Below are 19,801 nucleotides of genomic sequence, written 5' to 3'. Positions count from 1 at the left end.
GAATGAGGGATGGCAGAAAAATCAACAATTCAACAATTATTGAATTGTAGTATTCACCACCTTGCCCGTATCCATTACCCTTGGCGCACGACAGGTTGTCATGAAGTCGTCACAAAACCATGAAGACCACAGCCACGCGATGCGCGCTTGGGCATCGTGGCGGCCGCTAGACTATTGGGCTGCTATTCACACGCCTGCGCCGCATGTCCCCGATCGTCCTGTCCGAACTGCCCTCAGGCCCTGGTACCCTGGTGCTGTGCGCCACGCCGCGTCTGGCGGCTGCGCTGCGCCAGCGTTTTGGCCGCCTGCAGGCGCAGCAGGGGCGTCGGCGCTGGGACGCGCTGGACTGCCGCACCCTGGAACAATGGCTGGCCGATCTGCGCGAGGCGTGGCTGCTGCGCGGCAGCCCCCAGGCCTGGCAGCGGCGCGAACTCACGCCCTTACAGGAGCGCACCGCGTGGGAAATGCGGATTCGCCAGCGTCTTGGCGAGACCGATACGCCGCTGTTCGATCTGGGCACGCTGGCCCAGACCGCCCAGGAAGCGCATGCCCTGCAAACCGTGTGGCAGGTGCGGGCCCCGGCCAGTTGGCTCACCGAGGAACATCGCCAGTTCCAACAATGGCGAGCGGATTTTCAAGCATGGTGCCAGACGCATGGCTGGGCCACGGCCCATGAGCTCGACACGGCCACGCTGCGCACACTCGCGGCCGACCCGACGGCCACCCCCCTGCCCGAACGGCTGGTGTTGGCCGGCTTCCATCGGCTGCCGCCAGCGGCGCTCCAATGGCTGGAGGCGCTGCGCGATCGGGGCCACCCGGTCTATACCCTGACCGACGAGCCCGCGGCCAGTGAACAGGAGGTGCGCAGCTATCCGGATGCCGCCGCCGAATGCCTCGCCGCGGCCCAGTGGGTGCAAGCCCAGTGGGCCAGGCACCCCGAGGCCGAACTGGCCATCATCGTGCCGGACCTGGCCGAGCAGCGGCTGCGCCTGCAAGACACCCTGGAAAACGAGCTCGCCCCGTGGCTGCTGCGCAACGCCCATGCCGAAGCCCCGCGGCCGTTCAACATCAGCCTGGGGCAGCCGCTGAGCGAAACGCCGCTGGTCGGCGCCGCCTTGCGTCTGCTGGAGGTGTTCATCCACCCACATGATCTGGATCTGCAGGCGCTCGGCAGCCTGCTGCGCCACCCTCACTGGTCAGACCCGGCCGAAGCCGTGGCCCGCGCTCAAGTCGATGCCCTCATGCGCACGGCATTGCCCGCGCACACGACGCTGCAGGGCTTCATCGGCTGGCTGGATCGGGCCCCGGAAGCGTTGCGCCGCGCCACGCCGATGCTGCGCCAACACCTCGCGACTGCGCTGCGGCTCAACGCCGAAGGCGCTGGACGACGCCTGCCTTCCGAGTGGAGCAACTGGCTGCCCAATGGGCTGCAACAGGCTGGCTGGCTGCACCGCCACGCCCTGGGCAGCCACGCCTTCCAAGCCCGGCAAACGTTTGAAGAAACCGTCCAGGCGCTGGCCTTGCTCGATGGCATCCTTGGGCCGATCACCCTGGCCGAGACCGTGCGGCGTCTGCGGCAGATGTGTCGCGAGCGCGTGTTCCAACCCGAAACCGAGGGGCTGCCCCGCCTGCAGGTGCTGGGCCTGCTCGAAGCCAGCGGCCTGCGTTTCGATGCGGCGTGGATCATGGGCCTGCGCGCCAGCGTGTGGCCCCCTGCCCCGCGTCCCAATCCCCTGCTGCCCAGCGCCGCCCAGCGCGAAGCCGGCAGCCCCCATGCCAGCGCCGGCATCCAGCAGGCGTTTGCGCGGCAGGTGCATCAGCGCTTGCTGTGCGCCGCGCCGGCGCTGGTGCTCTCCTGGCCGCGCAGCGAAGGCACGGCCGAATGCCAGCCCAGCCCCCTGCTGCCCGAGCCAGAGGCGCAGCAGCGGCTGCCATCGCCCACCTCGGGCCACTGGGGCGTGCGCGCCTTGCATGAGCCCAGCCGGCTCGCCCCCCCGATGGAGGACGCTCACGCGCCAGCGCTCGGGCCAGACGAGCGCGTGCGCGGCGGCACCTCGCTGCTCAAGGCGCAAGCCATCTGCCCCGCGTGGGCCTATTACCGCCACCGCCTGGGGGCTGGCACGTTGGAAGATCCCACCGAAGGCCTGGACCCGCGCCAGCGCGGCACCCTGGTCCACGCCGCGCTGGAGCATTTCTGGAACACGGTGGGCAGTTCGGCTCGCCTGCGTGCTCTGGGGGAAGCGGACTGCATCGATAAGCTGGAGGCCTGCGTGAAGCAGGCATTGGATGCGCGGGATGCCACGGCCGGCATGGCGCCGCTGTCGCCCCGCACCCGGCGCCTGGAGCATGCCCGGCTCATGCGCCTGCTGCAGACCTGGCTGGAACAAGAGCGCCAGCGGGCCCTCCCCTTCACCGTCGTGGCCACCGAGCGCGAGCTGCCACTGGACCTCGACGGCCTGCCCCTGAAGGTGCAGGTGGACCGCATCGACGCGCTCGAAGATGGCGGTTGGCTGATGATCGACTACAAAACCGGCACGCGCACCGACACCCGCAACTGGGCCTCCGAACGCCTGACCGAGCCCCAACTGCCGCTGTACGCTGCCATCGCCGCGCCCAGCGACCCAACCCATGGGCGCGTGGCCGCCGTGGCTTTTGCCCAGGTGCATTTGAAAGAACCTGGCTGGGCCGGACTGGCCGCGCACGACCTGCAACTGCCCAGCGTGCATGCCCTCGACAGCCGCCACGCCCGCCGCCATTTCGATGCCGCCCGTTTCCCTGACTGGGACGCCGTGCTCCAACACTGGGCGCAAGCGCTGCGCGCGGTGGCGGCCGAAATCCGGCAGGGCGAAGCCGCCGTGCGCTGCGCCGACGAACGGCTGCTGGAACACTGCGACGTGCGCCCCTTGCTGCGCCTGAGCGAGCGTCGCAGCCAATGGCTGGCGCTGCGCCGGCAGCCATCCGCTGCCGCCACGGAAAGGCTCGCCCCATGACCCTCGCCATGCCCGACCTGCTGACCCAAGACACGGACAACCGCGCCCAAGCCATCGACCCGCGGCGATCCTTCCTCATCGAAGCGCCGGCCGGCGCCGGCAAGACCGAGCTCCTCACCCAACGCTTCCTGGCCCTGCTGGCTCAAGTGCAGGAGCCCGAGGAGGTGGTGGCGCTGACCTTCACCAACAAAGCCGCCGCCGAAATGCGCGAGCGCATCCTGGGCAGCCTGCAGCGCAGCGCCCGGGGCGAAGCCCCTCCCGAGCCGCACCGGCAAACCACCCACCGGCTGGGCCTCGAAGTCATGGCGCAAGACCGCGCGCGCGGCTGGGGCCTGCTGGCGCATCCATCACGGCTGCAGATCACCACGCTGGACGCGCTGTGCGGCCGGCTCGTGCGGCAGATGCCCTTGCTGTCGCGGCTGGGCAGCCAACCCGCCATCGCCACCGACCCGCAGCCGCACTACCGCCAAGCCGCGCGCGACACCCTGGCCTTGCTGGACACCGACCACCCCGTGGCCGACGCCTTGTGGCGGGTACTGGACCGCTTCGACAACGACAGCGCCCGCCTGCAAACGCAGCTCATCGCCATGCTGGCCAGCCGCGACCAATGGCTGCGCCACTCCGTGCAAGGCGTGGACCTGGATGCCGCCGAAGCCGCCTTGAGCGACCTCATCGAAGACGAACTCGCGCGCGCCGCGGCCGTGCTCACCCCAGACCTGCAGGCCCAGCTCATGCCACTGGCGCGCTTTGCCGCGAACCAGGTGCTCGTCAGCCAGGCCAGCGGGCAGCCCGTGCCGGCGCTGCAAGGCATCACGCCGCTGGCCGACTGGACCGAGCCCCTGCGCCCCCTGGCCAGCGAACTGCCGCGCTGGCGCGCCCTGCCCGCGCTGCTGCTCACCCAAAGGGGGGAACTGCGCAAGACGGCGCCGACGAACTGCGGCTTCAACACCCCGGAAGGCCAGACGCTGGCCAAGGACTTCAAAGCCCTGCTGCAACGGCTGGCCGACGCGGGCGCAGCACCCCCTCTGCATGCCCTGACCCGCCTGCCCGACCCCCAGTACGACGCCGACGATCGCCAATTCATCGGCGACCTCATCGCCGTGCTCAAGGTGGCCACCGCCCAGCTCTGGCTCGCCTTCCAGCAGGCCCGCGAGGTGGACTTCACCGAAATGGCGCAAAACGCCCTGCTGGCGCTGGGCGATGAGGCCGCCCCCAGCGAACTGCAACTGCGGCTGGACTACCGCATCAGCCACCTGCTGGTGGACGAATTCCAGGACACCAGCCCCACCCAGGTCGAGCTGCTGCGCCGCCTGACGGCCGGCTGGACGCCGGGCGATGGCCGCACCCTGTTCCTGGTGGGCGACCCGATGCAGTCCATCTACAAATTCCGCAAGGCCGACGTCGGCCTGTTCCTCAAAGTGCGTGAACGCGGCCTCGGCCACCTGCCCCTGGAGGCCTTGCACCTGTACCGCAACAACCGCTCCCACACCGCGGTGGTGGACTGGGTCAACGCCACCTTCCCGGGCGTGTTTTCCCCACGGGACGATCACCACCGGGGCGCCGTCCGCTTCACCGAGGCCATCGCCACGCGTGGCGCGCACGCCCTGGCCCACGTGTGCTGGCACCCGCTGGTCGCAGACGACGGCACCGACGCGGACGAGGCGTCAGCCGACGACCTCTCCAGCAGCGAACGGGAGGCGCAACAGGTCATCCAGCTCATCCGGCAGGCACAGGCCGAAAGCCCAGACGGCACCATCGCCGTGCTGGTTCGCGCACGCCGCCACCTCGAAACCCTGGTGGCCGCGCTGCGCTCGGCCGACCCGGCCTTGCCCTTTCAAGCGGTGGAAATCGAGGCGCTGGGGGAACGCCAAGTCATCCAGGATCTGCTCAGCCTGACGCACGCCCTGTGCCACCTGGGCGACCGCACCCACTGGCTCGCCGTGCTGCGCGCGCCCTGGTGCGGCCTGACCCTGCACGACCTGCACCAGCTCGCCGCCGACGATCACCACAGCGCTGTGTGGACCCTCATCCAGGCCCCCGAACGCCGTGCCCGCCTCAGCCCCGACGGCCAGGCGCGGCTGGCCCATCTGCACGCCGTGATGGCCGAGGCACTGGCGCACCAAGGCCAGCAGCGGCCCCGGCGCTGGATTGAGGGCGTGTGGCAGGCTCTCGGGGGGCCGTGGTGCCTCAAGCAACCCGCCGAATGGCTCGACGCGCAAGCCTTTTTTGAGACGCTCGACCGCTGCGAGCGCCAAGGCACGATCGACCTGCACCTGCTGCCCCAGGAAGTGGCCAAGCTGTTTGCGGCACCAGATCCCCAGGCCGGCGAGCGGCTGCAGCTCATGACCATCCACAAATCCAAAGGGTTGGAATTCGACACCGTGATCCTGCCCGGCCTGCACGGCAAGCCTGCCACCACCGATCGCCCCCTGCTGCTGTGGGACGAGGTGCTGGACGAACACGGCCAGGAGCGGCTGGTGGTGGCCGCGCCCCCCACCCGTCGCGACCATGACGCCGCCACCCCGAGCCGGTTTGCCTTTCTGCAGGCCTTCGAGGCCGAACGGCACCTGCACGAAGCCCGCCGACTGCTCTACGTGGCCGTGACCCGCGCCCGGCGCCAACTGCACCTGCTGGGCACGGTCCAGCGCAGCCCCCGGGCGGCCAACGGGCTGCTGTCGCCCCCCTCGGGCAGCCTGCTCGGCCTGCTCTGGCACGTGGCCGAACCCCACTTCATCGCCCAGGCAGACGCCCCGGGCTCTGTCGAAGCCAACCCATCTGCCCCACCCGCGCTGCCTCTGAGCGGGTATGCCCACCGCCTGGAGCGTCTGGCCCAAGTGGGCTGGCCACCGGCCTGGCAGGCCGCGCCGCCCGCGTCGCTGCCGGCTACCGGCCGCGATGCGCCGCCCCCCGCCACCGGGGGCGACACCCGCGCCACGGGCACTGGCCAGCCCGCCCTGGCCAGCGACCTGGGCCGGCTGGTGCACCGCTACCTGGAAATTATCGCCCTCGACGGCGTGGACCACTGGCCGCCCGAGCGGGTGGAGGCGTTGCGGCCGGCGATGCGGCTGTGGCTCCAAGCCCAGGGCCACGGAGCCGCCGCCGCCCGGCAGGCGGCCGACGAGGCGGCGGACCAATTGCTGACCACGCTGCGCTCGCCACAGGGGCGGTGGGTGCTGGCGCCGCACGATGAGGCCGCCAGCGAATGGGCCATCACCACCTGGAACGATGGCCAGGCACGCACCCACGTCATCGACCGCACCTTCATCGCCGAGGGCATCCGCTGGATCATCGACTACAAGACCACGCGCGACGACGACGCCGATGCCACCGTCTACCGCGAGCAGCTCGCCCGCTACCGCCGGCTGTTCAGCGAAGGTCCGCCCGTGCGCATGGGCATCTTCTTCACCCACCGCGGCACGTTCAGCGAGGTCAGCGACTGAGACGGCCAAGCATCAGAGCAAGGCATACGTGGTGCTGACGCGGCAAACGCTCTTGCCATCGCCAGCGGCCACGATGTCGATCTCGCCGAACACCAGGCTCTTGCCCGCCCGCACGATGCGCGCCTGCACCAGTGCATCCTGACCCACCAGCGGTTTGAGGAAGCTGGTGCTGAGCTGCACCGTCGTCATGGGTTGGCGCACCCCGAGGCGCGAGGCAATGGCCAGCGCCATGGCCGTGTCTGCCGCCGACATCAGCGCCTGGCCGCAAACCATGCCGCCGATGCGCGTCAACCGCTCCGAAAACGGCAGCCGCAGCGTGACTTCGCCATCGGCGCAAGACTCGGCCCGCAGACCGAGCGCCTGCACCCAAGGGGCAAACCAGTCGGCCAGCAACTGCTGGACCGTGTTCACGTCAAAGGGGGTTGGGGTTTCCATCCTCCGACTGTAACCGCCTGTGCGCGGCGTGTGAACCAAGCCCCCTACACTGGCATCAGACAGCAAGCATTTGGAGACCGACGATGGCTTTTCCGTGGATGATGGCGCTCAAAGTAATCCCTTGGGGAGACGTGATCGAGCATGCCCCCAAGGTGCTCAAGGGCGCCCGGCGGCTGCTGGACAAGCAGAAAGCCCAGGCCGCCCCAGCAGCCAGCGCGGGCGCGGACAGCCTACCGCAACGGCTGCAAGCGCTGGAAGCCGCTCACCACCAGTTGCAGGCCGACATGGCGCAGCTGGCGCAAACCGCTGCCGAACTGGCCGAGCAAAACAGCCGGCTGGTGCAGGCGGTGGAGGTGCTGCGCTGGCGCACCCGCTGGCTGGGCGGGGCGTGCATGGCGCTGCTGCTGGGCGGTGTGGCGCTGGCGATGTGGGGTTGAAGCCGCCGCCCGGCTCAGTGGCCGCGGCCCGGCCCACTGTCCCGCTCGCCACGCAAGGTGGCGTCGCAGCCCTGGCCGGCCGCGATCCAGCGATGCACCCAGCGGCGCCACAGCGAGGCCACCCAGCGCCAGCCGACGGGCAGGAAGGCCGGCGGGTCCACCAGCGCCCCGCAACGGTATTGGCTGGCGGCAGCGTCCCAACGCAAGGCGATGCAACTGCCGCGCCGACGCCGCGACAGCACCATGCCCAACGGACAAGGCTCGGCCAGGCAGCAGACGCCACAGCCGTTGCAGGGCTGGCCCCAGGCCGGCTGGGGCGGGGCATCGGGGTGGATGTACACCACCTGCGGCAACGGGCCGCGGGGCTTGGGCATGACCTTCAGCGCCGGGCCAACACGGGCGCCAGCGCGCGCCCGGTGTGCGTGCCGCTGGCCACCAAATCTTCCGGCGTGCCTTGCGCGACGATGCGGCCCCCACCGGCCCCGCCTTCGGGCCCCAGATCGATGACCCAGTCGGCTTCGGCGATCACGTCCAGATCGTGCTCGATCACGACCACGCTGTGTCCGCCATCCACGAGCCGGTGCAGCACGCGGATGAGCCTGTCCACATCGGCCATGTGCAAGCCCACCGTGGGCTCGTCGAGCACATACAGCGTGTGCGGCGCTTTCTGGCCGCGCCGTCCCACATCGTCGCGCACCTTGGTCAGTTCGGTCACCAGTTTGATGCGCTGGGCCTCGCCGCCGCTCAAGGTGGGCGAAGGCTGGCCCAGGGTCAGGTAGCCCAGCCCCACATCGCGCAGCAATTGCAGCGGGTGCGCGATGCTGGGCATGGTGGCGAAGAAATCCACGGCTTCGTCCACCTCCATGCGCAGCACGTCGCCAATGCTCTTGCCGCGCCAGGTCACGGCCAGCGTCTCGGGGTTGAAGCGGGCGCCATGGCACGCCTCGCACGGCACTTTCACGTCGGGCAGAAAGCTCATCTCGATGGTGCGCATGCCCTGCCCTTCGCAGACGGGGCAGCGGCCATCGCCGGTGTTGAAGCTGAAGCGGGCCGCCCCAAAGCCACGGGCTTTGGCCTCCAGGGTTTCGGCAAACAGCTTGCGGATGGTGTCCCAAAAGCCGATGTAGGTGGCCGGGCAAGAACGCGGCGTCTTGCCGATGGGGGTTTGGTCCACCTCCAGCACGCGCTGGATGGCTTCGGTGCCCACCACGCCTTCGCAGCCCTGCCACGACGGCCGCTGGCCGGCCTCCCAGGCATCGCGGCCGGCCTTGCTGGCCTGCATGTGAACGGCCGCGGCCACATTGGCCAGCAGCACATCCCGCGCGAGGGTGGACTTGCCCGATCCGCTGACGCCGGTGACCGCCACCAGGCGTTTGAGCGGTACGTGGACGGTGATGTGTTGCAGGTTGTGGAGGGTGGCACCTTTGACGGTGAGCCAGAGGATGGGCTCGGTTGGGGTTTCGCTCTCTGGCCTCGTGGCCGGGGAGGGCTTGCCCCCCGGTGCGTCAGTCGCAAGCTCCGATTCCTTACCGGGGGGCAAGCCCTCCCCGGCTGAAGGGGCGGAACGGAGTGCGGCCGCGGGGAAAGACCCGGCGGAAGCTGGGGCATCGTCTGTCGCACTGCGCACCGCGCCTCCCGCCGAGGGCAGGAGCGTGCCGAGCGAGGCATCGGAGCCTGCGACTGACGAGTCCCGCACACCCCTGCCCTCGGCAGCGAGAGGAGCGGGCACGAACCGCCGCGCCTGCAACGGATGCTTCATCGCATGCAAGAGATACCGCCCCGTCTGTGAATCGGCAGCAGCCATCACATCATCCACCGAACCCTCGGCCACCACACGCCCACCCCGCACCCCGGCACTCGGCCCGATATCGATGACGTGATCGGCGCGGCGAATGGTGTCCTCGTCGTGCTCCACCACCACCAGCGTATTGCCCTGATCGCCCAAGCGCCGCAAGGCATCGAGCAGCATTTGATTGTCCCGCGCGTGCAGGCCGATGGTGGGTTCGTCGAGCACGTAGCACACCCCCTGCAGATTGGAGCCGAGTTGGGCCGCCAGGCGGATGCGTTGCGCCTCCCCGCCGCTGAGCGTGGGGGCGCCCCGATCCAGCGTGAGGTAGCCCAGCCCCACGTCCTGCAAAAAGGCCAGGCGGCTTTCGATTTCGGGCAGCAGGTCGCGGACGATCTCGGCTTGCCGGGCCGTCAGGCGGCCAGATTGGCGCCAGTCGCGCACCAAGGCGTGCAGGTCGCGCACGCTCAGGCGCGCCAGATCGGTGATGGCGTAGCCCTGAAAACGCACCGCGCGGGCGATGGCATGGAGGCGGGTGCCGGCGCAACTGGGGCAGGGCTGATCGCCCACCGCATCGATGTCGGGTTCGCTCAGGCGGCGCTCGCGGCCCTGCTCGTCATCGCGCACCGAATCGTCGAACGCCTGGCGTTGCTCGCGGGTCAGTTGCACGCCAGTGCCCACGCAGTCCGGGCACCAGCCGTGCTTGCTGTTGTAGGAGAACAGGCGCGGGTCCAGTTCGGCGTAGCTGGTGGCGCACACGGGGCACGCGCGGCGGGTGGAATACACCTGCAACTGTCCGATGTCTCGGGTGGAGGCGCCGGCGGCCAGCGCCGCCTCCAGCCCGTCGAGCCCCGACAGCACGTGCACCACGCCCTTGCCGTGTTCGAGGGCTTGCGCCAGTAGGCGGTGCAAATCGCCCTCGGCCTCGGGCGTGACATCCAGGCTGCCCACGGGCAGCTCGATGGTGTGTTCCTTGAACCGATCGATGCGCGGGAAACCCTGGGTCGGCACGAATTCGCCATCGACCCGCAAATGGGTGTGCCCACGCTGCCGCGCCGAGTCGGCCAGCTCGGCATACACCCCTTTGCGGTGCACCACCAGGGGGGCCAGCACGCCAATGTGCTGGCCCCGAAAGCCACTCATGAGCTGCGCCAGAATGCTCTCTGGGGTTTGCGGCTGCACGGGGGCGCCGTCATGCACGCAATGCTGGGTGCCCAGCTTCACATACAGCAGACGCAAGAAGTGCCAGACTTCGGTGGTGGTGCCGACGGTGGATTTGGCGCCGCCGCGCGACAAGCGCTGCTCGATGGCCACCGTAGGCGGGATGCCGTACACCGCATCGACCTCGGGCCGGCCTGCGGGCTGGACGATGCTGCGGGCATAGGCGTTGAGGCTTTCGAGATAGCGGCGCTGGCCTTCGTTGAACAAGATGTCGAACGCCAGCGTGGACTTGCCCGATCCGCTGACGCCGGTGATGACGTTGAACTTGCCCCGGGGAATGTCCACCGACAGGCCCTTGAGGTTGTGTTCCCGCGCGTTGATGATGCGGATGGCATTTTGGGGCGGTGTGGCGGTTTCGTTCGGAGACCTCGCGGCTGGGCAGGGGATACGCCCCGGCGCGTCAGTCGCAGGCTCCAATTCCTTGCCGGGGCGTATCCCCTGCCCAGCATGGGGCGATTTTTTCGCGACCCCTGCATGCGCAAGCGCAGCGATCCCCAAGGCTCCCGCCGGGGCAAGGGGCGTGCCGGGCGAGGAATCGGAGCTTGTGACTGACGAGTCCGGCACTCCCCTTGACCCGGCAGCAAGCGCCAATCTATCAGCCCAAGCCACAGGCGCAGACCCCACCTCACCCCGAAGAGGCAGGTAATCCGTCACCCGCCCCTCCTGCGCCATGGTCAGCTCGCCCACCGCCTCGGCGTACTCGCGCAGCGCCTGGCCGGTGTGGCTGTGCGGATGCAAACGCACCGCCTCGGGCGGGCCCTCGGCCACCAGCAGCCCCCCTTGGTCGCCGCCTTCAGGCCCCAGATCGATCAACCAGTCGCTGGCGCGAATCACGTCCAGGTTGTGCTCGATCACGATCAGGGAATGCCCCACCTCCAGCAGCTTGCGCAGCGCGCGCATCAGCTTGGCGATGTCATCGAAATGCAGGCCGGTGGTCGGCTCATCGAAGACGAACAGCATGCCCTTGGTGGCCAGCGGCTGGCCCGAGGCGCTGCGGCTGGCGCGCTTGCCCGACCCCGATGCCGAACGCGCGCGGGCCGCATCGGCCAAGTGCCCGGCCAGCTTCAGGCGTTGCGCCTCGCCGCCGCTGAGCGTGGGCACGGGCTGCCCCAGCTTCACATACTCCAGCCCCACATCGACGATGGGCTGCAAGCCCACGAGCACTTCCCGGTCCTGGGCAAACAGCTGCACCGCTTCGCTGACCGTCAGCGCCAGCACATCGGCCACATGCAGGCTGCGGCCGCCGCGTTCGAGCGTGACCTCCAGCACCTCCGGCCGGTAGCGCCGGCCATCGCAATCGGGGCAGCGCAGGTACACGTCGCTGAGGAACTGCATTTCCACGTGCTCGAAGCCCGAGCCGCCACACGTGGGGCAACGCCCGTCGCCGCTGTTGAAGCTGAATTTGGCCGCCGTATAGCCGCGCTGCTGGGCCAAAGGCGTGCTGGCGAACAGGTCGCGAATGGCATCCCACGCACCCACGTAGCTGACCGGGTTGGAGCGGGCCGTCTTACCAATGGGCGATTGATCGACGAACACCACGCCGCTGAGCTGCTCGGCGCCGAGCAGCCGGTCGTGGGCGCCGGGCGTTTCGGTGACCTGCCCGAAATGGCGCATCAAGGCCGGCACCAGCACATCCTGTATCAGCGTGGATTTGCCGGAGCCCGATACCCCGGTAACCACCACCAGCCGCTGCAAGGGGAACGCCACCGTGAGATGGCGCAGATTGTGCTCGCGCGCGCCCTCCAGCACGAGCCGGGGCGTGGCCTCGGTGACCATGCGCTTGAAGCCGAAACCCACCTGCTTGCGCCCGCCCAGGTAGGCGCCGGTGAGGGTATCGGCCTCGCGCAGTTGGGCCACCGTGCCGTCGAACACGATGCGTCCGCCACGCTCGCCGGGGCCGGGGCCCATGTCGATGATGCGGTCGGCCGCCAGCATGACGGCGGGGTCATGCTCGACCACGACCAGGGTGTTGCCAGCGTCGCGCAAGCGATGCATGGCCTGGTTGATGCGGTGCATGTCGCGCGGGTGCAGGCCGATGCTGGGCTCGTCCAGCACGAACAGGGTGTTGACCAGCGAGGTGCCCAGGGCGGTGGTGAGGTTGATGCGCTGCACTTCGCCGCCGCTCAAGGTACGGCTTTGCCGGTCGAGCGTGAGGTAGCCGATGCCCACATCGCACAGGTATTTCAGGCGGGCGGTGATTTCGTCGAACAGCAGCTTGAGGGCTTGGGCTTCGCCGGCTGGTGGGCTGGCTTGGGTACTCGACGGGTGTTTCTCGGTGGGCCTCTGGTGGGGCGACGAGGGTACGGCGGACGCCTCATGCGGCAAGCCAAAATCGTCGCCCGCCGTACCCTCGCCGCCCTGCGTGGCGGCATCGGCGCGCAGTGGGTCAGATACCATGCGTTCGCCCGTACCCGCTGAGGTGGGGGGAGTGCCGGGCACCGATTTTTGGCCGCGCAGCGGACGGCATGAGGTGCTCGGTACTCCCCCCACCTCAGCAGCAAGCGCCAACCAACCGTCGGCCCCCTCGGCCGCTCCTTTCAACAGCGCAAAAAAACGGCGCAACCGCTCGATCGGCAACTGCATCAGGTCGTGCAAGCACAGGCCCGGCAGCGCCTCCAACTGCTCGCGCGTCCATTCCACCCCCACCGGCATGAAGCGCTGGGCAGGTGGCAGCACCGCATCCGCATCGGCCTTGGTGCCTAGGCGCCAGAGCAGGCTCTCGCTCTTGAGCCGCGCCCCCCGGCAATCCGGGCACTCGGTGTAGCTGCGGTACTTCGACAGCAACACCCGAATGTGCATCTTGTACGCCTTGCTCTCCAGATAGTCGAAAAAACGGCGCACCCCATACCACTGCTGGGTCCAGTTGCCGCTCCATTCGGGCGAGCCCTCGATGACCCAGGCCTTTTGCGCCTCGCTCAACTGGTACCACGGCGTATCGCGGGGAATGCCGGCGGCCTCGGCATGGCGCATCAGGTCGTCTTGACACTCCTTCCAGGCGGGCGTCTGCATGGGCTTGATGGCCCCCGCGCGCAGCGTGAGCTTGTCGTTCGGGATGACCAGCCCCATGTCCACCCCGATGACGCGGCCAAAGCCGCGGCACGTCTCGCACGCCCCCACCGGCGAGTTGAAAGAAAACATCGAAGGCACCGGCTCGGCATAGCGCCAATCGCTGTCTGGGCAATGCAGGCCGGCGGAAAATCGCCAGCACTCGGCGCCATCGTCTGGCGCGGCAGGCCCACCCGCATCGCCCGATGCGGCCTGCGCCCCTTCATCACGCAAGGCATAGACCGTGAGTTGCCCATGGCCCCGGTGGAGCGCCAGTTCCAGCGCTTCGATCACGCGGGCGCGCTCGGCGCGGCTGAAGCGAAAGCGATCGGCCACCACGTCCAGCACCCGCACCTGCGCCGGAGCCGCCGACGGAGCCCGGCCGCGCTTGGCGGTTTTGGCGGAGCGGGCCGCCTCGGGGGCCGACGCCCGGGTGACCAGCCGCTCGGCCTGCACCCGGGTAAAGCCGCTGGCCGCCAGCCACTGCTCGATGTCTTGCGGCGTGGCACTGGCGGGCAATTCCACCGGAAAGGTGATCACCAGCCTCGGGTCGCCCGCGGCCTCGGCCCGCTGGCGCAAGGTCTCATAAATGGTGTCGGGGGTATCGTGACGCACCGGCTGCGCGGTGCGCCGGTCGAACAACTGCGCCGCGCGCGCGAACAGCAGCTTGAGGTGGTCGTTGAGTTCGGTCATCGTGCCCACGGTGGAGCGCGATGAACGCACCGGGTTGGTCTGATCGATGGCAATCGCTGGCGGCACCCCCTCCACCTTGTCCACCGCGGGCTTGTCCATGCGGTCGAGGAACTGGCGGGCGTAGGCGCTGAACGTCTCGACATAGCGGCGCTGCCCTTCGGCAAACAGGGTGTCGAACACCAAGCTGGACTTGCCCGAGCCACTGGGGCCGGTGACGACGGTCAACTCGCCGGTGCGGATGTCCAGATCGACGTGCTTGAGGTTGTGCTGGCGCGCGCCACGGATGCGGATGACCCCCTGCCCAGCCGCCGCGGCGGGCAAGGAGGCATCGGTGACGGCGTCGGAGGAAGAAACCGGGTGTTCGGACATGCAAGCCCCTGGCACGATGAGGCCAACATTCTAGGAAGCCCCCGCGCCACGGGCCGCCCGGCCGGGCCAATGCCCTTGCGCCGCGCTGGGCATGGCGCCCAGCGGTTGGCCATGCTCAGGGCTTGACGATGAGCACCGGCACTTTGGCGTGGGTCAGCACTTTTTGGGCCACGCTGCCCAGAATCAGGGCCTGCACGCCTTTGCGGCCGTGCGAGCCCATGACGATGAGGTCGCACCCCTCGGCGTCGGCCGTCTCCAGGATGCCCTCGTAGGTCACATTGCGCTCGATGGTGTCGCCGGCAAAGGTCACGCCACGCGCTTCACAGCACTGGCGGATGTCATTGAGGGCGCGGTCGGCCGCAGCCTGGGCTTCGGCCATGTAGGCCTGCAGGCCGGCGGCGGAAGCGTCGCCGATGCCGATGTAGGGGAAGGGGTCGATCACATACAGCCCCACGACCTGCGCGCCGTGGTGCTTGGCCAGATCGGCGGCGAACTCGGCGGCGCCGTGCGCGAGCTTGGAACCGTCGGAAGGCACGAGAATTTTGTTGAACATGCAAAGCTCCATGGGTAGGGATCGAGCCACCAGGCCGATGGCCTGACGCCATCCTAACAGGGAGTGTGCCGCAGACCCTTGCGCCAGATCAAGCCGCGCCGGCCGGCGCATGCGCAGCGATGCGCACCGCGCAGTATTTCACCTCCGCGATCTTGCCGACCGGGTCCAAAGCCGCAATGGTCAGCAGATTGGCAGCCGCCTCCACATAGGCAAACGGCATGAAGGCCACATGGGGCTGGATGCCCTCGTCGGCGCGCACGCGCACGTGCGCTTCGCCACGGCGGCTGGTGATGCGCGCCCAGGCCCCGGGCTGCAGACCGAGCCGCTCGATGGTCGCCGGGTGCAGGCTGACGGTGGGGGCGGGCTCCAGCGCGTCCAGCACATCGCTGCGCCGGGTCATGGAGCCGGTGTGCCAGTGCTCCAGTTGGCGGCCCGTCACCAGCACGAGGGGGTATTCGGCATCCGGGCGCTCGGCCGGCTCGCGCAGGCCCACGGGCACCAGCCTCGCCTTGCCGCTGGGGGTGGAAAAGCGATCCATGAACACGATGGGCTGGCCGGGGTCGTCTTCGCTGCGCACCGGGTGTGTGACGGCGCCGGCCTGCAGCAGCCGGCGCCACGAGAGTCCGGCAATCGACGGCATGAGAGCGCGCATCTCCTCGTACACCCGGCCGATGCCGCTGTCGGGCTCGGCGCCGCTGCCGTCGGCCGCGATGCCGTAGGCCCAGGGCAGCCCCAGCCGCTGGGCCAACTGCTCGGTGATCCACGCATCGGCGCGGGCCTGGCCGGGCGCGGCCACGGCTTTGCGGCCGAGTTGCACGGTGCGGTCGGTGTTGGTGACGGTGCCGGTCTTTTCAGGCCAGGCGGTGGCAGGCAGCACCACGTCGGCCAGCGCCGCCGTCTCGGTCAGGAAGATGTCCTGCACCACCAGGTGCTCCAGCCGGGCCAGCGCTTCGCGGGCATGGGTGGCGTCGGGGTCGCTCATGGCGGGGTTTTCGCCTTGGATCAGCATGGCGCGGATTTGCCCGTCGTAGGCGGCGTCGATGATTTCGACCACCGTCAGGCCGGGTTGGACATCAAGCGCCCCTGGCGGCAAACCCCACAGGCGTTCGGCCTGCTCGCGGGCGCTGGCGTTGGCCACGCCCTGGTAATCGGGCAGCACCATGGGGATGAGCCCGGCGTCGCTGGCGCCCTGCACGTTGTTCTGGCCGCGCAAGGGGTGCAGCCCGGTGCCGGGGCGGCCGATCTGGCCGGTGACCATGGCCAGCGCGATCAGGCAGCGTGCGTTGTCGGTGCCGTGGGTGTGCTGGCTCACGCCCATGCCCCACAGGATCATGCTGCTTGGGGCGGTGGCGTAGGCGCGGGCCACTTCGCGAATGGTCTCGGCGTCGATGCCGCAGATGGGCGCCATGGCTTCGGGGCGCCAGTCCTCGCCCCCGTGTTCCGGGCCGTTCAGAATGTGGTCGCGCAGCCGCGCATAGTCCTGCGTGCGCTCGGCGATGAAGGCGTCGTCGGTCAACCCCTCGCTGAGGATGACGTAGAGCATGGCGTTGAGCAGCGCCACGTCGCTGCCGGGCTGGAAGGTGAGCGTGCGCCAGGCGTGGCGGGCAAGCTCGGTGCGGCGCGGGTCGGCCAGCACCAGCCGGGCACCGCGCTTGACGGCGTTCTTGATCCAGCTCGCCCCCACCGGGTGGTTGACCGCCGGGTTGGCGCCGATGAGGAAGATGAATTCGGCATGCGCCACGTCGCGCAGCGGATTGCTGACCGCGCCAGAACCGATGCCCTCCATCAGCGCGGCCACGCTGGAGGCGTGGCACAGGCGCGTGCAGTGGTCCACGTTGTGGGTATGGAAGGCGCTGCGGATCAGCTTCTGAAACAGGTAGGCTTCCTCGTTCGTGCCCTTGGCGGAACCGAAACCGGCCACCGCTGCGCCGCGCCCTTTCGCGGGCTGGGCGTCGCGCACCCGCATCAGCCCCTCGGCCGCCAGCGCCAGCGCTTCGTCCCAGGTGGCTTCGCGGAACTGGGCGCGCACGGCGGCCATGTCGGTCCGGCCACCGGGGCCTTGGGTGAGGAGGGCCGGGTTTTTCGGCGCGTCGGCACGGCGCACCAGCGGCACGGTGAGCCGGTCCGGGTGGTGGATGTAATCGAAACCGAAGCGGCCTTTGACGCAGAGCCGCCCGTCGTTCGCCGGACCGGCGCGGCCCTCAACCCGGTCGATGCGCTCGCCTTGCACGTGGTAGGTGAGCTGGCAACCCACGCCGCAGTAGGGGCAGACGGAATCGACCTGCCGTTCGGCCACGCGGGTGTAGGCGCCGTTGGCCGGCGCGATGGCCCCGGTCGGGCAGGCCTGCACGCATTCGCCACAGGCCACGCAGGTGCTCTGGCCCATTGGGTCACCCTGGTCGAAGACGACCTGCGCCTGAGCGCCCCGCAACGACAGGCCCAGCACGTCGTTGCCCTGCACGTCGCGGCAGGCGCGGATGCAGCGCGTGCACTGGATGCATGCATCCAGGCTGACGGTCATGGCCGGATGGCTGGTATCCGGCCCCTGGGCGGCCCTCTGCCGCTGCGACGGCCCGCGTGCCGGGAAGCGCTGGCCATCGGCATGCAGCCGCTCGGCCCATCGCGCCAGCTCGCTGTCGTGCTTCAGGCGGCGGGTGTCGGGCGCATCGGCCTGCAACAGTTCCAGCACGGTGCGCTGGGCGCGTTGCACGCGGGGGGTGTCGGTGCGCACGGCCATGCCGGCCCGAGGGAAGCGGCAGCACGAAGGCGCCAGCACGCGCTCCCCTTCCACCTCCACCACGCAGGCGCGGCAATTGCCCGCCGTGGGCAGACCCGGCTGGTGGCACAGGTGCGGAATGGCCACCCCCAGGCGCTGGGCCACCTGCCACACGCTTTCGCCGGGCAGGGCCTGGGCGGGCGTCCCGTTCAGGGTGAAATCGATCAGGGGCAGATCGGACGCGCTCATGCCTGCACCTCCTGCGGGAAGAAGCGCAGCACGCTGTCGAAAGCGTTGGGCGCGGCCTGGCCGAGCCCGCAGATGGACGCCTCACGCATCACGTGCGACAGGTCGCCCAGGCGCTCCGCGTCCCACAACGGAGCTTGCATCAAGGCCACCGATTGCGTGGTGCCGGCCCGGCAAGGGGTGCACTGGCCGCAGGACTCGTGCTCGAAAAAACGCATGAGGTTCAAGGCCGCGTCGCGCACCCTATCGTGCTGACTCAGCACCACCACCGCCATGGAGCCGACGAAGGCGCCATGTTCGGCCAAGGTGTCAAAGTCCAGCGGCACATCGGTCAGCGCGGCCGGCAGGATGCCGCCCGACGCCCCACCGGGCAGGTAGGCATACAGGGTGTGGCCCGGCGCCATGCCACCCGCGTATTCGTGCAGCAGCTCCTGCAGCGTGATGCCCGCCGGCGCCAGATACACCCCAGGCTTGGCCACCCGCCCCGACACGCTGAAGCGCCGCAGGCCGCTGCGCCCGTGCCGCCCTTGTCGAGCCAGCCAGGCACCGCCGCGCGCCAGCACCGTGGGCAGCCACCACAGCGTCTCGACGTTGTGCGCCAGCGTGGGCCGGCCAAACACCCCATTCAGCGCCACGATGGGCGGCTTGAGGCGAGGCATGCCGCGCTTGCCCTCCACCGATTCAATCAGCGCCGATTCCTCGCCGCAGATGTAGGCTCCCGCGCCGCGCCGCAGTTCCACCTCGGGGAACGTGATGCCTGGGTGCGCCTCCCGCCAGCCCTCGATGCGCTGCGCCAGACGCGCCAGTTCCGCCTGCAAGAGCTGGCGAACGTCGTGGTATTCGTCGCGCAGGTAGATCCAGATGTGCTCGGCGCCCACCACGTGCGCCGCGATCAGCATGCCCTCCAGGAAAGGGCGTGGCTCGTGGGCCAGCACATGCCAGTCCTTGAAGGTGCCCACTTCCCCCTCGTCGATGTTGACCACCATGGCCCGGGGCCCGGGCTGGGCACGCACCGTCTCCCACTTGCGCCAGGCGGGAAAACCGGCGCCGCCCAGGCCACGCAGGCCGGACGCCTTCAGCTCGGCCAGCACCCGCTCGACCGACCATTCCCCGCGCAGCAGGCGCTCGAACTGCGCAAAATCGGCTGGCGCATCCGGGGCCTGGCTGGCGGGCAACGTTCTGGGCCCGATGTCGCCACGGGCCAGCATATCTCGCACCGCCTGGGCATCGGCCGCCCCCATCTGCCGCTGGCCCACACAGACGGCCGGCCCCGCATGGCACTGGCCCATGCACGGCGCCTCCACCACCCGTACGCCGGGCTCGCCGGCCAGCCGATCCCGCAGTTCGCGCCACAGCCTTTCCCCGCCGGCCATCGCACAGGGCAGGCTGGTGCACACCCGCACCGTGTGGCGGGGCAGCACGGCATCGTCCTCCACCACGTCGAAGTGGTGATAGAAGGTTGCCACCTCGTACACCTCGACCTGGCTCAGCCGCAGCCGCTCGGCCAACGCGGCCAAATGCCCCTTGCGCAAACCGCCCTCGGCATCCTGCAACCGGTGCAGGTGCTCGATCAACAGCGCCCGCTGGGGCGGCAGATCGGCACACAGCCGCGCCACCCGTTCCCGATCGTCCGGGCGGACTTGGCGCCCTTTGGGCGTGCTTCGGGCCAGCCGGCCTTGCGCCCGCATCCACGTCACAGACGATGCACTCTGATTCATTGTCTTACAAATGTAATTTGGGTTTATGCACAAAAATGCATATTACTGCATTTCTCGCCCCGCCAACAGCGCACCCAATACGGAGTACAGTGGCATATTGATCATGCCGCTGTTCTTGCTTTCCATCCACCGCTTGTTGAAGCCCTCTGGGG

General features: G+C 69.3%; 8 protein-coding genes and 2 pseudogenes. 3 read left to right on the top strand and 7 right to left on the bottom strand.

The annotated features are described in order from the left end of the window. Positions 1–203 precede the first annotated feature (203 nt). Positions 204–2,990 carry a PD-(D/E)XK nuclease family protein gene (locus tag DFR43_RS09925; RefSeq protein ID WP_133598187.1) on the top strand — a complete coding sequence of 929 codons (2,787 nt, stop codon included), beginning with the start codon at positions 204–206 and terminating at the stop codon, positions 2,988–2,990. Beyond that, a complete protein-coding gene (locus tag DFR43_RS09920) occupies positions 2,987–6,430 on the top strand; it encodes a UvrD-helicase domain-containing protein (protein ID WP_133598185.1) in 3,444 nt (1,147 codons plus the stop codon). The genes DFR43_RS09925 and DFR43_RS09920 overlap by 4 nt, the downstream gene beginning before the upstream one ends. A 12-nt stretch (positions 6,431–6,442) precedes the next feature. On the opposite strand, the gene DFR43_RS09915 is transcribed toward DFR43_RS09920, so the two are convergent. Next, positions 6,443–6,865 (bottom strand): PaaI family thioesterase, encoded by a 423-nt coding sequence (locus DFR43_RS09915; RefSeq protein WP_133598183.1) that lies wholly within the window; start codon positions 6,863–6,865, stop codon positions 6,443–6,445. Positions 6,866–6,948: 83 nt separating this feature from the next. Here DFR43_RS09915 and DFR43_RS09910 point away from each other — a divergent pair, with 83 nt between their 5' ends. Further along, a complete protein-coding gene (locus tag DFR43_RS09910; protein WP_133598181.1) occupies positions 6,949–7,302 on the top strand; it encodes a hypothetical protein in 354 nt (117 codons plus the stop codon). A 14-nt stretch (positions 7,303–7,316) separates the two neighbouring features. Here the strand turns inward: DFR43_RS09910 and DFR43_RS09905 are convergent, their stop codons facing one another. From DFR43_RS09905 to DFR43_RS09885, 6 genes and pseudogenes are all read right to left on the bottom strand, one after another. Next, positions 7,317–7,676, bottom strand: coding sequence for a hypothetical protein (locus DFR43_RS09905; RefSeq protein ID WP_133598179.1), 360 nt, complete (start codon positions 7,674–7,676; stop codon positions 7,317–7,319). A 5-nt stretch (positions 7,677–7,681) separates the two neighbouring features. Continuing rightward, positions 7,682–10,636, bottom strand: a pseudogene (locus DFR43_RS13980) (excinuclease ABC subunit UvrA); the annotation flags it as partial. Between the two features lie 354 nt (positions 10,637–10,990). Further along, a pseudogene (locus DFR43_RS13975) lies at positions 10,991–14,416 on the bottom strand (excinuclease ABC subunit UvrA); the annotation flags it as partial. A 115-nt stretch (positions 14,417–14,531) separates the two neighbouring features. Further along, positions 14,532–14,969, bottom strand: a complete 438-nt coding sequence (locus DFR43_RS09895; protein WP_164499727.1) for a universal stress protein — start codon at positions 14,967–14,969, stop codon at positions 14,532–14,534. An 88-nt stretch (positions 14,970–15,057) separates the two neighbouring features. Then, positions 15,058–17,934 carry a molybdopterin-dependent oxidoreductase gene (locus DFR43_RS09890; RefSeq protein ID WP_133598175.1) on the bottom strand — a complete coding sequence of 959 codons (2,877 nt, stop codon included), beginning with the start codon at positions 17,932–17,934 and terminating at the stop codon, positions 15,058–15,060. Further along, complete coding sequence (locus DFR43_RS09885) at positions 17,931–19,619, bottom strand: NAD(P)H-dependent oxidoreductase subunit E (protein ID WP_245988896.1); 1,689 nt, start codon at positions 19,617–19,619, stop codon at positions 17,931–17,933. The genes DFR43_RS09890 and DFR43_RS09885 overlap by 4 nt, the downstream gene beginning before the upstream one ends. Positions 19,620–19,801: the final 182 nt, after the last annotated feature.

The sequence above is a fragment of the Tepidicella xavieri genome (assembly GCF_004363315.1).
Lineage (GTDB): Bacteria > Pseudomonadota > Gammaproteobacteria > Burkholderiales > Burkholderiaceae_C > Tepidicella > Tepidicella xavieri.
Note: the sequence above shows the minus strand (reverse complement) of the source record. Positions and strands in the feature narration are given on the sequence as shown.